This window comes from Bacteroides fragilis NCTC 9343, assembly GCF_000025985.1.
Lineage (GTDB): Bacteria > Bacteroidota > Bacteroidia > Bacteroidales > Bacteroidaceae > Bacteroides > Bacteroides fragilis.
On record NC_003228.3, the window covers coordinates 4,606,178 to 4,622,631 of the forward strand.

Below are 16,454 nucleotides of genomic sequence, written 5' to 3' on the forward strand. Positions count from 1 at the left end.
ATAAAGTATATGGAATTTAAACTGCATAATGGGAGCGGAGGTCTTTGTTGTAAAAGCTGTTCCCGACAAGATAAAAAACTAAATACCTATGATTGGCTGGCCGACATACCAGGCAATGCAGAGGAGAGTGATATGGTAGAAGTTCAATTTAAGAACACCCGTAAAGGCTACTACCGTAACAGTAACAAAATCAAATTGGAGAAAGGCGATATCGTAGCTGTAGAAGCTACTCCGGGACACGATATTGGTACTGTCACCCTGACAGGACGATTAGTCCCCCTCCAGATGAAAAAGGCAAACTTTAAACAGGATGCCGAAATCAAGCGTATCTACCGCAAAGCAAAAGCTGTAGATATGGAGAAATATGAAGAAGCAAAAGCCAAAGAACATACCACAATGATTCGTGCACGGCAGATAGCAGCCAGTCTGAATCTGGATATGAAAATTGGTGATGTAGAATATCAAGGAGACGGCAATAAAGCTATCTTTTATTATATCGCCGACGAACGCGTAGACTTCCGCCAATTGATTAAAGTACTGGCCGAAGCTTTTAGAGTACGTATCGAAATGAAGCAAATCGGTGCACGGCAGGAAGCCGGACGCATCGGAGGTATCGGCCCTTGCGGACGTGAGTTATGCTGTGCCACCTGGATGACCAGTTTTGTATCCGTATCAACCAGTGCGGCAAGGTATCAGGATATTTCACTGAATCCTCAAAAGTTGGCCGGACAGTGTGCCAAGTTAAAATGTTGCCTGAACTATGAAGTGGACTGCTATGTAGAAGCACAAAAACGTCTGCCCTCAAGAGAAATCGAACTGGAAACCAAAGACGGAACCTATTACTTCTTCAAAGCAGATATCCTCAGTAATCAGATTTCGTATTCAACCGACAAAAACTTTGCAGCAAACTTAGTGACCATTAGCGGAAAACGTGCATTCGAAGTGATAGGGCTGAACAAAAGAGGTATTAAACCGGACAGTCTGTTGGAAGCCGAACGCAAACCGGAACCTAAAAAGCCTGTTGATTTGCTGGAGCAGGAAAGCTTGACGCGTTTCGACCGTGACCGCCGCCGTAACGCCAAAGACGGAAATGGAAAGGACGAAGGCGGAAACGGAAACCGGAAAAAGAAAAAGAAGAATAATAACCGCCCGCAACAAGCTACCAATGGCGAAACACAGAGTTCACAGCCCACTCCGATTAATGCACAGGAGAACAACGGTTCTCAGCCTGTACAAAACCAACAGCGTACACGTGGTGAACGTCCGAAAAACAATAATCGCAACAACAACCAACCACGTAAAAATAATGAGTCTCGTGAACCGCGTAGCAACGAGAACCGGGAAACGCGTAAAAACGAACCCCGTGAACAGCGCCCTCCTCGCGAACCACGCGGACCGCGCAACAATGAACAACCTAAACGTATCGAGAAAGCTCAGGAAAATGAAAAGCCTGCTCAAGAATAGCATTTGCATGCTCCTTACCACATGGGTTCTGACTGCATGTGACGAAAATACTGTGTATCACTCTTACCAATCCACTCCCCCGGATGGATGGAAGAAGAGTGATACACTCTTTTTCAACGTGCCTCTAAAAGATTCCCTAGCCAACCTGCGACTGTCCGTTGGTGTACGCAACAGCAGTAACTACCCTTATCAGAACCTGAATATCCTCATCCATTATAATCTGGAAGATTCAACTGTATGGAAGACAGATACCCTGAAGTTTATACTGACTGACCGGGAAGGTAAATGGACAGGAACCGGCTGGGGAAGTCTCTACCAATCGGCACTCCCTTTGAAGGACTGCTTTGTTAAACATCCCGGCAACTATACTTTCAAAATAGTACACGAAATGAAGAATGAACAACTAACCGGGATCAGTGATGTGGGATTGAAAATAGAACATTTATAGCCGTCTGCTACGCCCCGCATCGATACGCAGAAAGATAAAAAGCAGAATCGTAAATCCCCATAAAGATGACCCGCCATAACTAAAGAAAGGCAACGGAATACCGATTACAGGAGTCAGACCAAGTACCATTCCGATGTTAATAAACAAATGGAACAGGAAAATGCTCACAACCGAATAGCCATAAACCCGCCCGAAAGTAGAAGTCTGCCGCTCTGACGTCGCTATAAGACGGAGTATCAATGCCAAGAAAAGCAAAAGAACGGCTGCCGAACCAACAAACCCCTGTTCTTCACCCACAGTACAGAAAATGAAATCGGTATCTTGTTCGGGCACATATTTCAACTTGGTTTGTGTACCATTCAGAAAACCTTTACCCGTCAACCCTCCGGAACCAATCGCAATCTTCGACTGGTTAACGTTGTAACCGGCTCCGGCCAAGTCCTCTTCCATCCCCAACACCACTTTTATACGAATCTGCTGATGAGGTTCAAGAATGTTGTCGAACACATAATCACTTGAATAAAGAAAACCGATAGAACCCAAAGCAAACAATCCGATCAAAAGATAGGCACGTTGCCGTTCGCTCAAAGATAAGTAAAGTAGATAACCTATGGTCACCACACAAAGCCCCCACTCCACCCAAACCAAATTGAATGGAGAGAGATACTCAGAAACGAGATAAGCGATCAGCAGCACAAGCAAACTACCGCCTATCATATTCCGTACAGGTTCCCACTTTTTCCTATACACCCAAACCATGGAACCGGCAAATAAAAGTATCATCAACAACACGGCAAACTCTCCGATAGGCGTAGGCGTATCGGCTATAAATACCTGATCGAAACGAATACCGACCACAAAATAGACTACGGCACATACTCCCGAAAACAAAACTACTCCAGGCATACCCTCGCGATATAACACCAAGAAGAAGGCAAGATAGACCAATGCCGAACCGGTTTCTTTCTGCAAAATAATCAGCAACATCGGAAGTAAAATAAAAGCTACCAAGGGTAAAAAGCACTTCCACTTCTTGATATTAAATGAATAGGCATTCATAAACTTTGCCAGAGCCAAAGCTGTGGCAAATTTTGCAAACTCCGCCGGCTGCAGACTGACCGGACCTAATATTAACCACGAACGGGAACCTTTCGTATCGGGTGCAATAAAAATGGTTACGATTAACAGAAGAATCATACCTATATATATCAGGTATGCAAACATATCGTACATTCGTTCTTCAAGCATCAGGAGTATAAAACCAAGCCCAAAGGAACAGATAATCCACACAAACTGCCTACCGGCACGTGTTGAAAAGTCCAGAAAGTCACGATCACCATAATCATAACTGGCACCGCACACACTAAACCATCCACCGATTATAAGGAGCAGGTAAATGACGATCGTTACCCAATCCAATGTTTTCCATAAACTAACGCTCCTCGTTTCCATACATAATCACTCTATTACTATATTCTTCTGCACGTATCTCATTCTCCGGAGAGAGTTTCCCTTTTAAATATTGTTCCATCATCAATGCTCCGATCGGTACTCCGTAGACTGCGCCAAAACCACCATTCTCAACATATACGGCGATGGCTATCTTTGGGTTATTCATGGGAGCAAATCCCATAAAAACGGAGTGGTCATGTCCTCGGTTCTGCGCCGTACCGGTTTTGCCACATACTTCAACGTCCGGTAAAATGGCTCCTGCTACCCGGCAAGTACCTCCTGTGACCGCAGCACGCATGCCTGTAACCACATCTTCATAGTGTTTCCGGTCGATAGAGGTTTTTCTGGGAACTCGATAGAGGCTGTCGAGTTGTTCATCTTGAATTTCCTTCACAATATGTGGAGTAATAAAATGTCCCCGATTGGCTATTGTCGCACCCAAATTGGCTATCTGCAAAGGAGTTGCCAGAATCTCTCCCTGGCCAATTGCGATACTGATCACCGTCAACCCATTCCAACGTCCACGATAGGCCTTGTCATAAAACTGAGCATTAGGAATCAATCCCCGCTTTTCACCCGGTAAATCCACCCCGAGTTTATAGCCAAAACCCTGAGACACCATGTGGTCTTTCCATACAGTAATGGCATTTTGTGAGGAGCCATACTTGCGATCGCCAAACATCCGGAACAAGCCCCAACAAAAATAAGAGTTACATGAAGTCGCAATGGCCGGTATTAGCGGCAACGGCGAACCATGGGCATGACATCCCACATGCAAACTCCCGTAATTGAACCCATGAGCACAAGGGAAAGCCGGCGTATTGGTCTGAATAATCCCTTCTTGTAAGAAAGTCAGCGCTTGTGCCGTTTTAAACGTCGATCCCGGAGGATATACTCCCATAATCGAACGGTTTAACAAAGGTTTCATCGGATCTCTCTGGAGCATCAAATGGTTCTTTCCGCGCTGACGGCCAATCATCAGTCTCGGATCAAAATCGGGTGAAGAAACCATGCAAAGTATTTCTCCCGTCTCCGGTTCGATAGCAACAATACTCCCGATTTTATTTTTCAACAAGCGTTCTCCCAACATCTGGAGATCGATATCGATTCCGAGCTTCAGGTTCTTTCCGGGTATCGGACGCTTATCATACTTTCCATCCATATAATGTCCCTGTATACGTCCATGCGCATCCCTCAACAATACCTCAACGCCCTTTTCACCCCGTAAATAAGATTCATATGATTTTTCAATACCCTGTTTCCCGATATAGTCTCCCCGGATGTAGTAATCATCATTTTCGATGTCTTTCATTGATACTTCACCAATATCACCAAGCACATGGGCAGCGGAGTTATAGCTATATTGACGAATGGTACGTCGCTGGATATAGAATCCGTGAAACTTAAATAGCTTCTCCTGAAATACGCCACATTCTTCTGCCGAAAGTTGAGACATGAATACCTGATTGGTATAGCGTGAATAACCGGGATTCCTGCGACGATCTTTCATATCGCTCATTATCTTCAGAAACTGTGCACGAGTGATATTCAGCGTCTGGCACAAGTCGAGTGTATCGAGGTTCTCAACTTCCTTCGGCACCATTGTTATATCATACGCAGGCTGATTAAACACTAACAGTTTATCATTCCGGTCGTACATTGCCCCACGTGACGGGTACTGAATCTTATTCAGGAAAGCATTACTGTCGGCATTTTTTTTATAGTCATCAGTAGCTATCTGGAGAGAAAACAGACGCAGCAGATAAATCAGGACAATAGCCAATGCTACTCCGCCGATCACATATTTCCGTTTCTCTAAAACATAATCTTTTGCCATACCTATCTCCTCACTCCTTCAACAGCCATAATACAGGTTATAGTCAAAATGGTGCTCGACACCACCCTTAACAGCAACAACGGTATGCTGGTAAATGAGAAGAACTCAAGAGTCAGTAACATAAAATGGTGAACAAAGACACTTACCACCAAATATTTAAGGAAAGAAGCAATTCCCATACTTTTCAGCGAAGGTACGATACTATCCAAAGTATCTCGAGGCGTAAACAAGCGAAGAAACAACGGACGTAGAAAAGCCAGTAGTACTGTCGCCGCCGCATTCATACCCGGGGTATTAGAAAAGATATCGATGGCAAGCCCCATACAGAAACCCCATACCATCAATTCGTTTCGGGAAGTACCGGAGTTAAATTTTAATATAAAATAAACGTATAGAAAAGGAGTAGCCACACCGGCTATGTGCACATTATTCAAGATCAGCACCTGAAGTAATATCAGACCGACAAACCATCCTACTCTATGTATATAGTTGATAATCATTGCGCCAAACTCTTTTGTTCCAACTCTTTTTGCTCTCTCTGACCAGTTCTTGCAATCACACGCACCTCACTCACCTTACCAAAATCCGTTGCCAGTTTTACCTTCAACAGATAGGAAAGGCCATCATTCGAATCGGCCATATCATCTACCGTACCAATCATAATACCTTCAGGAAAAACCGTGGAATAACCACTGGTCACAACTGTATCTCCCAAATTGAATTCGGCATGACGAGGCAAATCTTTCAAATAAGCATACCGGGCATCTCCATATTCCCACTTCAGGTAACCGAAATACTCACTACCCACAATTTTACAACTAATGCTGGATTTGCTGTTCAACACCGAAATCACCCGGGAATAGTGAGAAGAAGTTTCATATACGATGCCGACCACCCCATTACCGTCGACCACGCCCATCTCAGGACGGATGCCATCCTTCGATCCCCGATTCAGAGTGATGTAGTTATCTACCAGATTGAGACTGTTATTGATAACCCGGGCTTTGAAGATTTCATAGTCTGTATCCGACAAGTTTCGGATACTATTCAGCTCGGTTGAGTCAGAGAGATGTTTTACTAATGCATTCTCCAGATTGCGGTTCTGCTGCTCCAACTCCATGATGCGATCCAATAAATCCTCATTGACCGACTTCAGATGGAAATAAGAAGTTATTCCACCGGATACTTCATATACTTTGCCGGCAACTACATTGGCCGAACTGAAATAAACACTGTGTTGGTAGTGGTTAAAGCGAAATAACAAAACAAAACTGATCACCTCCAACAGAATGAAGAGGAACCAGTGATTATATTTCAAAAGAAAGTTCAGTAAATTCCGCATAAAGACATATAAGTTACAAACTACGATCTACGAGCCACAAGTTCGTGCAGCAACTTACGCAACTGCCTCTCACTTATAGCTCGTAAACCGTAGTCAATTATTTATCTCATCAAGAATGAGAAACGGTCTACATTCTTCAATGCAACCCCTGTACCTTTAGCTACTGCATGCAACGGGTCTTCTGCAATGTGGAAAGGAATATTTATCTTATCAGTCAGACGTTTGTCCAAGCCACGAAGCAGCGCTCCACCACCGGCCAAATAGATTCCATTATGCACAATATCGGCATACAGTTCAGGAGGTGTATTCTCTAACGCACTCAGAATAGCTGTTTCTATCTTCGAGATTGATTTCTCAAGACAGTGTGCCACTTCCTGGTAGCATACCGGCACTTCCATCGGAAGTGCAGTGATACGGTTCGGTCCGTGAACGATATAATCTTCAGGAGCATCCTCACCCAGTTCGGTCAAAGCAGCACCCACATTTATCTTAATACGTTCGGCCATACGCTCACTGACTTTCACGTTATGCTGACGGCTCATGTATTCCTGAATATCGGCAGTCAGATCATCTCCCGCTATACGAATAGAGTTGTTCGAAACAATACCTCCCAATGAAATTACAGCAATCTCGGTAGAACCACCACCTATATCAACAATCATGTTTCCTTCCGGTGCTTCTACATCAATACCGATACCGATAGCCGCAGCCATAGGTTCAAATACCAGATAGACATCACGTCCGCCGGCATGTTCGGCAGAGTCACGGACAGCACGAAGTTCAACTTCCGTACTACCCGAAGGCACTCCGATCACCATACGAAGCGATGGAGAGAAAAGGCGGTTACGAGTATTTACCTGTTTGATCAGTCCGCGCATCATCTGCTCGCAAGCATAGAAGTCGGCAATCACTCCGTCGCGCAACGGGCGGATGGTACGAATATTCTCGTGCGTCTTTTCGTGCATCAGCTTGGCCTTTTCACCTACAGCAATCATCTTGTCTGTCCGACGGTCAAGGGCCACCACCGAAGGCTCATCTACTACAATCTTACCACCGGTAATAATGATAGTATTGGCCGTACCGAGGTCCATTGCTATTTCTTGTGTAAAAGAGAATAATCCCATAATGAATAAATTTCTAATGCGTCAATATACCAGTGTGCCCATAACGGGTTGTCCGGCATACAACAAGTTTTTAATTAGTGCTTAAAGTGGCGGATACCCGTTGTAACCATTGCCATGCCATGTTCGTTGCAATAGTCAAATGTCAACTGGTCTTTCACCGAACCGCCCGGCTGGATCACAGCTGTCACACCTTCCTTATCCGCAATTTCCACACAATCGGGGAAAGGGAAGAAAGCATCCGATGCCATCACCGCACCCTGCAAATCGAAACCAAACGACTTAGCTTTTTCGATAGCTTGTTTCAGTGCATCCACACGTGAAGTCTGTCCCACACCGCTTGCCAGCAATTGTTTTCCTTTGGCCAAAACAATGGCATTCGACTTACTGTTTTTTACTATTTTATTAGCAAACAGCATATCTTCTACCTCTTCCGGTGTCGGAGCTTTATCAGTTACCGTTTTCAGGTCTGCAGTTGTTTCAATATTCAAGTCTCTGTCCTGAACCAATACACCATTCAATAAAGAACGGAATTGCTTTCTCGGCAATTTAGCCTCTTTACGAACCAAAATGATACGATTCTTTTTCTGTCCCAGAATTTCGAGTGCATCTACATCGTAATCAGGAGCAATCACAACTTCAAAGAAGATTTTATTGATCTCTTCCGCTGTCTCTTTATCAATAACCGCATTCGTGATCAGCACTCCCCCAAAGGCAGATACCGGATCACCGGCCAACGCGTCTTTCCATGCTTCGAGTACAGTAGGACGAGAAGCCAGCCCACAAGCATTATTATGCTTCAGAATAGCAAATGTGACATCGTCAAACTCATCGATCAAATCGACAGCGGCATTGATGTCAAGCAGGTTGTTATAAGAGATCTCTTTTCCATGAATCTGATCGAACATCTCATCCAGGTTTCCATAGAAATATCCCTTCTGATGTGGATTTTCGCCATAACGCAACGTCTTCTGGCTATTGGCAGAGCAACGGAAAGCAGAACCCTCTTCAGCATCAAAATAGTTGAAGATAGCCGAATCATAGTGTGAAGATACGGCAAATGCCTCTTTAGCCATCCAACGACGTTCTTCAAGAGAAGAAGTGGCCCCGTGCTCCATCAACATATCGAGCAAAGGTTTATATTGAGCTTGTGAAGCAACAATAATTACGTCATTGAAGTTTTTGGCAGCGGCACGAATCAAAGAGATTCCGCCTATATCAATTTTTTCGATAATAGCAGCCTCATCAGCACCCGAAGCAACAGTCGCTTCAAACGGATAGAGGTCTACAATAACCAGGTCGATTTCAGGGATTTCATATTTCTCAATCTGCTGGATGTCTTGTTCCAGTCCACGGCGGCAAAGAATTCCTCCGAATATTTTCGGATGCAGCGTCTTCACTCTACCACCCAAAATAGAAGGATACGAAGTCAAATCTTCGACAGCCTTACAGGGATAGCCCAGCGATTCAATAAACTGACGAGTTCCGCCTGTTGACAGGAACTCTACTCCTTCTTCATGCAGTTTGGTAATGATTTCATCCAAACCTTCTTTGTGATAAACCGATACCAAAGCGGTTTTTATTCTTTTAGACTCAGACATTGATTTGCTTATTAAGTATTTGGTGCGCAAAGTTACGAAATATTGTTTATCGTACGTAATAAATAAGGTGTGAATTATTAATAAAAAAGCGCTGACTCACAATTGAATGAGTCAGCGCCATTTTTACTTTTATTTTATTTGCAACAATCTATTACCAAATTGACACCCGCTTATCTACCGGCAAGTACATCGGATCTTTTTCAGTAATATTGAAAGCTTCATACCATGCACCGATTTGAGGCAGTGCTCCATCTACACGCCATTTACCCAACGAATGCGGATCGGTCTTCGTACGCTTCAGGATTTCTTCAGGACGGATGTTTCCGGCCCACACATTGGCATAAGACAAGAAGAAGCGCTGTTCGGGTGTAAATCCGTTTTCAATTTTCAGCGGAGCCGCAGCCGTCGCTTTTTTGAATGCCTGATATGATACCTGAAGTCCACCGTGATCGGCAATGTTTTCGCCTAAAGTAAACTCTCCATTGGCATGAACACCGGGAGCTACTTCAATACTGTCGAAGAAGTTAGCCATCACCGCCGCACGAGCCTCAAAGTTCTTGGCATCTTCTGCCGTCCACCAATCTTTCAAGTTACCATCCTTATCATACTGACGACCCTGATCATCAAATCCATGGGTCATTTCATGTCCGATAACTACACCAATCGCTCCATAATTGAAGGCATCATCCGCATTCATATCAAAGAAAGGATATTGAAGTATACCGGCCGGGAAACAGATCTCATTCGTCGTTGGATTGTAATATGCATTTACTGTCTGCGGAGTCATATACCACTCGTCCTTATCGACCGGTTTACCATATTTGCCGATCATCTCGTTGTAACTCCACTGGTTGGCACGCTCAATGTTGGCCCAATATGAATCATCCTTTATTTCCAGAGAAGAGTAGTCTTTCCACTTATCCGGATACCCGATCTTGACATGGAAAGTCGCCAGTTTTTCAAGTGCTTTTTCTTTGGTCTCTTCACCCATCCAGCTCAGCCCCTTGATGCGCTCTCCCAAAGATTCCTGCAAATTCTTGACCAGCGCTACCATACGCTCCTTAGCCGCAGCAGGGAAATACTTCTCTACATACATCTGTCCGACAGCCTCGCCCAATGAACCATCAACAGTGCTGACAGCACGCTTCCAACGAGGTTGCATCTCTTTCTTACCCGACATGGTACGGCCATAGAAATCAAAATCCTGGGCTATAAAGTCGTCACTCAGATAGTTGGCAGCCGAATTGATCAGATTCCACTGCAAGTACAAAATCTGGTCCTCGAGTGATACCGTATCGATGATGGCATTCACCTCCTTCAATGCATCAGGCTGACCAATATTAACTTCTTTCAGGTTATTCAGTCCGGCAGTTGAGAAAAATACATCCCATGCAAAAGAAGGATACTCTTTTTGCAATTCTTCCAAAGTCTTCTTATTATAGTTGGCATGCGGATCACGCAATTCTACTTGCGAACGTGCCGACTGGGCCAGGCGAGTCTCGATATTCATCACTGCTTTCACAGCTTTCCGGGCAGTAGCTTCATCATATCCGGCCAGTTGGAACATCTTACTTACATGCTGCTGGTATTTATCACGAATTTCTTTCGTCTGCGCATCATCCTCCAAATAATAATCCCGTTCGCCCATGCCCAGGCCACCTTGCATGGTATGCACCATATTTTCATTGCTATTCATGTCATCAGCACTGACATACAGAATGAAGTACGGATACATCCCTCTCTTCTGCATTTCTACAATCAACGGATAGATTTCAGCTTTATCTTTGATGGCACCTATTTTCTCCAGTTCGGGTTTAATGGGGGCAGCGCCTTCCTTATTCAGTTTTACGCTGTCCATAGCTATATTATAAAGTTCACCGACTTTCTGTGCAATGCTGCCGGCTTCATGTTTTTCGGCAGCCAGCCCTTCAATCAGTCCTCGCAACTGCTGACGGTTGTTTTCGGCGAGCATATCGAATGAACCGAAACGTGAATACTCATCTGTCAGAGGATGGTTTTTCATCCATCCGCCACAAGCATACTGATAAAAACTGGTGCCCGGCAGGGCAGTTGTGTCAAGGTTGGCAAGGTCAATGCCGGACGTAAGTACGGCCTCTTTCTTACTGTTGCATCCTGTTGCCATACAACAGATTGCAAGAATTGGTAAATACTTAATTACTTTCATACACTTAATAAACTATTATTTTTCATTCATCTCTTCCAACTCCATCGAAACGCGCTCCCACTCTTCCACCGTATGGTCAAGTTGCTGTTTCAGTTTTTGGTGTTGTTCATATAGCGACATGTCCGAAGCACCATCGGGCGTAGCCATCTTTTCTTCAAGAATAGCAATAGCCGACTCTGTCTGTTCGATAGCAGCTTCACAGTCTGCTACCAGGCGCTCCAGTTTCTTTATTTTTTTATTGAGTTCTTTTTGAGCCTCGTATGATAACTTATTCTCGGATATTCCTTCTTCGGCTCCTTCCTCTTTCTTACCGTTTGCGGGCGAGGCGGATGACGGATTCGCCTTCTGAAGTTCATTCAGGTTCTCTATTTTCTTCTTTTGAAGAAAATCATAGATACCTCCCAAATGCTCTTTCACCACGCCACCACCAAACTCATATACTTTAGTCGCAAGTCCATCCAAAAAATCACGGTCATGACTAACTATAATCACCGTTCCGTCAAACTCTCGGATAGCCTCTTTCAGCACATCCTTCGAACGCATATCCAAATGATTGGTAGGCTCGTCGAGAATCAGGAAGTTGACAGGTTCCAAAAGCAACTTTATCATTGCCAGACGTGTACGCTCACCTCCCGAAAGCACTTTCACCTTCTTATCCGATGCCTCTCCACCAAACATAAAGGCTCCCAGAATATCACGTATTTTCAGACGGATATCTCCCACTGCCACCCGGTCGATAGTATCGAAGACCGTTAGATTCTCATCCAACATCTGTGCCTGGTTCTGGGCAAAATATCCAATCTGCACATTGTGCCCCAGTGTAAGTTTACCCTCATAATCAATCTCACTCATGATACACTTCACAAGGGTAGACTTACCTTCACCGTTCTTTCCTACAAAGGCCACTTTTTCACCACGATTAATGGTCAGGTTGACATCATGGAAGACAACGTGTGCCCCATAGGCCTTTTTCACGTCTTCGCAGATCACCGGGTAGTTTCCGCTACGGCTGGAACAGACAAACTTTAATCTCAATGCGGAGTTATCCACTTCGTCAACCTCAATCCGTTCTATCTTTTCCAGTTGCTTCATGCGGCTCTGCACCTGCACAGCCTTCGTTGCTTTGTAACGGAAGCGCTCGATAAACGCCTCTGTATCCTCAATCTGTTTCTGCTGATTCTCATAAGCACGCAACTGCTGCTCACGACGCTCCTGACGCAAAACGATATACTCATCATATTTCACTTTATAATCGTATATCTGCCCACAAGTAATTTCGATGGTACGAGTGGTTACATTGTTTAAAAAGGCCCGGTCATGGCTGACCAGCACCACTGCATTGGCACGGGTAGAGAGGAAAGTCTCCAGCCATTGGATACTCTCGATGTCCAAATGGTTGGTCGGCTCGTCAAGAAGCAGCACATCCGGTTTCCTGAGCAGAAGTTTGGCCAGTTCGATTCTCATACGCCATCCTCCGGAAAACTCACTGGTCGGACGATTAAAATCTTCCCGGCTGAATCCCAATCCTATCAGCGTACGCTCTATCTCCGCATGAAAGTTAGTGCCTCCCATCATCAGGAAGCGGTCATTCTCATGCGTGAAACGGTCTATTAGTTTATGATACTCTTCCGAATCATAATCGGTTCGGTCAGCCAATTCCTGATTCATGCGTTCCAGGTCGGCCTGTAATTCAAAAATATGTTCAAATGCCAATTCCGCCTCTTCCATCACGGTATGGTTATCGGCAAGAATCATCACCTGTGGCAAATAGCCGATCGTTACATCACGCGGAATAGCTATAACACCTCGTGTAGGACTTTGCAATCCGGCCAAGATCTTCAACATAGTTGATTTCCCGGCACCGTTTTTACCCACCAGGGCTATTCGATCTTTTTTATTAATGACATAACTAACGTCCTCAAACAATGGTGTGGCGTTAAATTCTACTGTTAATCCTTCTACTGAAATCACTTCTTTCTATAAATAAGGGAATTGAGGCAGCAAAGATACTCATTTATACAGACTGCGAAAAAAGAAACGGAATAAATATACACCCCCTCTAAAACTGAAAGCCAAACAGACATACACTACAAAACACGATGAAATGATCTACCTCACAATGATCATTCATGTAGCAGTATGAGACAGAACAGAAAGACAACACCCGATTACTCTAAATATACTGATAAAAAGACTTATTATTCATTACCTAAAGTCCGAGTCAAATTTATCAACTTTCCATCTGGTGTGATTCCCTGAACAACAAGAGTCAGTCGACCCTGTTTCGGATTACCGAACTCCAAATGAGAAGCCGCTTTATCAAGCAGAAGATCCGGTGACCAGTATATTGTTCTGAAACTATTCCCACCGTTATTTATTGCACCATAAACAACCGGATAAGAAGGCGAATAAGACTCACGCTTCACCTGATATCCTATGGGACGAATTATCCTAAAATTGGATGCTTTCTTACCAACAGTGCCTAAACCTGATTTTGTACTAATCAAAATAGCGCCATTCGATGCTTTAGATCCGATATATGCCATCTGAGCGGCATCTTTTACCAACTCGATGGATTCAACTATGGATACAGGGATACCGACAAGTTCGGAATAAGAAGTTTCCAGCCCATCTACCATTAACAGAGCCGGAGGAGGAGTGGAACTTCTTCCTGCACGCAACCGTGTTATATAAAAGAAATCTCCTGAGTTCGAATCGAGTGCCCACCCTACTCCGGGAGTATTAATCAACAAATCTTTAGTAGATGAATAAGGCGAAAGAGTCATTTCGTCCACATGATAAGTCTTATTCCAATCGGAGTGAGCCATTAAAGACTCGATTGCATACCGTTTCTTTTTCTCAATCTTTTTAGTGGAAACAACAACTTCGTCTAAATATTGCTCCATGGAAAAAGGGGCGGTAGAAGGTCGTTGAAACACATTCGCACTGGTCGGAGAAGGATCATTGTCGGATTGTTCGGGAACAACCGGTTCATCCATCTCTGCACGAAACCAATCCGCATAAACGGGAAGAGAAGAATGTACAGAAGGAACGGAATCCCGATCGACCAACAGCGCCACATCTGTACCTCCCTTTTTCTTACGCGCCTGAAGAATGAAATGCGTACCCCGGGGAAAGGAAAGACTGTCGAAACGGAAACAGCCCGAAGCATCACTCGTCGTCTGACGCATAATCTTTTTATCGAAAGAGAATAAAGAATATAAATATCCGACACATACCGGACATTCACCCTTTTCTCATCTGCCCCGGAGCCCTGCACACTTTATTTCCTCATAAAGAATTGACAGTCATTTGCAGACATAGACATCAAAAAGACACTGAATCGCAGAATTCGCTTACAAGCCCTTTTCATATTCGGGTGAAAGCAGAAGAAACAGAGTACAGTAAAAAGCTTTTTCTACAGGAAATCCGGGCTTTTGAGCCGGTTGCACCTTTGTTTTTTCGGAAAGAAGGAAGCATTTACCCCAAAAGAAGTAAGTCTTCGGGTGAAAAGAAGTAAGCATTTCCCGAAAATGTTTACTTCTTTTCTGAATATCTCTATATGTTTTGGCAGATTACATCTATTGTAATGCAAATCGGGCGACAAGAGTGACTGATTTTCTCCTGGTTGCCTCCCCCCGCCCGACCGCTGCAAAGTGTCAGAAAAGCAGGAAAAGCTCCGCAAAGAAAAGATTAGGAAACAAAAAAATCATATTTCCTTTCCTTTTATTTCCATTAGGGATGAAACAAGATCAAAACCATGAATGGATATTTGCCTGTAGGCCGTTTTTATAGACTTTACCGGATTGTGGCCCGAAAAAACGAGAAACAGAGGGTTACGATTATCAATTTGACACATTGACAAACCGACCATCTCCTCCCTCGCGACTCCCGGAGGGTGATTTAAAGTTCACCGGCAGGGAGCGTACCAAAGAGGTGTGATCCGGCCTGATATTAAAAAAGGGACATCTTCGCAAAGACGCCCCTTTCAAAATCTACATTATAGAAATAAGCAAATTAGCTTTAGAACAGTTTATCAGGATATTCGCCTGCATCTACCAATGCCTGAATCTTATCTACTACACCCTGACGGTCGGCAGCATAAGTCACGCCGAACCATTTGCTTGTAGTATCCAGAACCTTTACGCGGGCAGTACCTTCGTTCACCAGTTTGTTTACCATCAGCGGAATGAAGTATTCTGATTTCAGGTTTCCTTCGTTTTCTTTCAGGAACTCTTTGAAATACTCTTCCGAATAAGCGAAATAGTCGGGAGTGAATCCCCACATATTCATTGAAACCGGAGTGTTATCGCCGATTGTCTGCATTTCGCCGTTCTCATCCTTGAACGATACTTTACCATCGATACGCTCGATTGCAGTGCGTTCTACCACTGTAGTCAGATAGCCTTCCGCATTTGTCTCACAAACGCCACGAGCCACAGATCCGCTTTCTGAAAGCGTATTGCCTACACGGTAACCTACCATACAATAGTCGTTCTTTTTACCGTCCATCTGAGACAGTTCGGCACCCAATACAGCAAAGCTGTCGCGTCCGTAGAAGTCGTCAGCATTGATAACGGCAAACGGTTCTTTGATGACGTCTTTACCCATCAGGACAGCATGGTTGGTTCCCCAGGGTTTTACGCGGTCGGCAGGGCAAGTGAAGCCTTCGGGCAAGTTGTCCAATGCCTGGAATACGAGTTCCACCGGAATATGATTTTCGTATTTACTCAGAATCTTTTCACGGAAATCCTGCTCAAAATCTTTACGGATAACGAATACTACTTTACCAAATCCACCACGAATGGCGTCGTAAATAGAATAGTCCATGATAGTTTCGCCGTTGGGACCCAGTCCGTCCAATTGTTTCAAGCCTCCGTAACGGCTGCCCATGCCGGCAGCAAGCACAAATAATGTTGGTTTCATAACTGTGAATATTAAAAGGTTAGTGATGTGTCTCATCAGATATCGTTGCAAAAGTACAAAATAGAATGAAGAATGAAG

The 16,454-nt window shown here is 44.2% G+C and carries 11 protein-coding genes and 1 pseudogene; 2 read left to right on the top strand and 10 right to left on the bottom strand.

Annotated elements, in window-relative coordinates:
• Positions 1-9: 9 nt before the first annotated feature.
• Both BF9343_RS18920 and BF9343_RS18925 read left to right on the top strand, forming a co-directional pair.
• On the top strand, positions 10-1,464 hold the full coding sequence (locus tag BF9343_RS18920) for a PSP1 domain-containing protein (protein ID WP_005799204.1): 1,455 nt from the start codon (positions 10-12) through the stop codon (positions 1,462-1,464).
• Complete coding sequence (locus tag BF9343_RS18925) at positions 1,442-1,912, top strand: gliding motility lipoprotein GldH (RefSeq protein ID WP_005799202.1); 471 nt, start codon at positions 1,442-1,444, stop codon at positions 1,910-1,912. Before BF9343_RS18920 ends, BF9343_RS18925 begins: the two co-directional genes overlap by 23 nt.
• Here the strand turns inward: BF9343_RS18925 and rodA are convergent.
• From rodA to BF9343_RS18975, 10 genes and pseudogenes are all read right to left on the bottom strand, one after another.
• Positions 1,907-3,364 carry a rod shape-determining protein RodA gene (gene rodA / locus BF9343_RS18930; protein WP_005792061.1) on the bottom strand — a complete coding sequence of 486 codons (1,458 nt, stop codon included), beginning with the start codon at positions 3,362-3,364 and terminating at the stop codon, positions 1,907-1,909. The two genes, BF9343_RS18925 and rodA, sit on opposite strands and share 6 nt — an antisense overlap.
• The gene (gene mrdA, locus BF9343_RS18935) at positions 3,345-5,201 is read right to left on the bottom strand and encodes a penicillin-binding protein 2 (RefSeq protein ID WP_005792058.1); all 1,857 of its coding nucleotides are present in this window, start codon (positions 5,199-5,201) and stop codon (positions 3,345-3,347) included. The genes rodA and mrdA overlap by 20 nt, the downstream gene beginning before the upstream one ends.
• Positions 5,202-5,203: 2 nt before the next feature.
• Entirely contained in the window at positions 5,204-5,701 is a 498-nt protein-coding gene (mreD, locus tag BF9343_RS18940; RefSeq protein WP_005804255.1) for a rod shape-determining protein MreD, read from the bottom strand.
• Positions 5,698-6,543, bottom strand: coding sequence for a rod shape-determining protein MreC (gene mreC / locus BF9343_RS18945; RefSeq protein ID WP_005792052.1), 846 nt, complete (start codon positions 6,541-6,543; stop codon positions 5,698-5,700). The genes mreD and mreC overlap by 4 nt, the downstream gene beginning before the upstream one ends.
• A gap of 101 nt (positions 6,544-6,644) precedes the next feature.
• Entirely contained in the window at positions 6,645-7,667 is a 1,023-nt protein-coding gene (locus BF9343_RS18950; protein WP_005792050.1) for a rod shape-determining protein, read from the bottom strand.
• A gap of 74 nt (positions 7,668-7,741) precedes the next feature.
• Positions 7,742-9,265, bottom strand: coding sequence for a bifunctional phosphoribosylaminoimidazolecarboxamide formyltransferase/IMP cyclohydrolase (gene purH / locus BF9343_RS18955; RefSeq protein WP_005792044.1), 1,524 nt, complete (start codon positions 9,263-9,265; stop codon positions 7,742-7,744).
• A 151-nt stretch (positions 9,266-9,416) separates the two neighbouring features.
• Positions 9,417-11,450 (bottom strand): M13 family metallopeptidase, encoded by a 2,034-nt coding sequence (locus BF9343_RS18960; protein ID WP_010993651.1) that lies wholly within the window; start codon positions 11,448-11,450, stop codon positions 9,417-9,419.
• Between the two features lie 15 nt (positions 11,451-11,465).
• Entirely contained in the window at positions 11,466-13,421 is a 1,956-nt protein-coding gene (locus tag BF9343_RS18965; protein ID WP_005799194.1) for an ABC-F family ATP-binding cassette domain-containing protein, read from the bottom strand.
• 227 nt (positions 13,422-13,648) lie between these two features.
• A pseudogene (locus BF9343_RS18970) lies at positions 13,649-14,668 on the bottom strand (TonB-dependent receptor); the annotation flags it as partial.
• Positions 14,669-15,473: 805 nt separating this feature from the next.
• Entirely contained in the window at positions 15,474-16,376 is a 903-nt protein-coding gene (locus BF9343_RS18975) for a glycosyltransferase family protein (RefSeq protein ID WP_005792036.1), read from the bottom strand.
• Positions 16,377-16,454 lie beyond the last annotated feature (78 nt).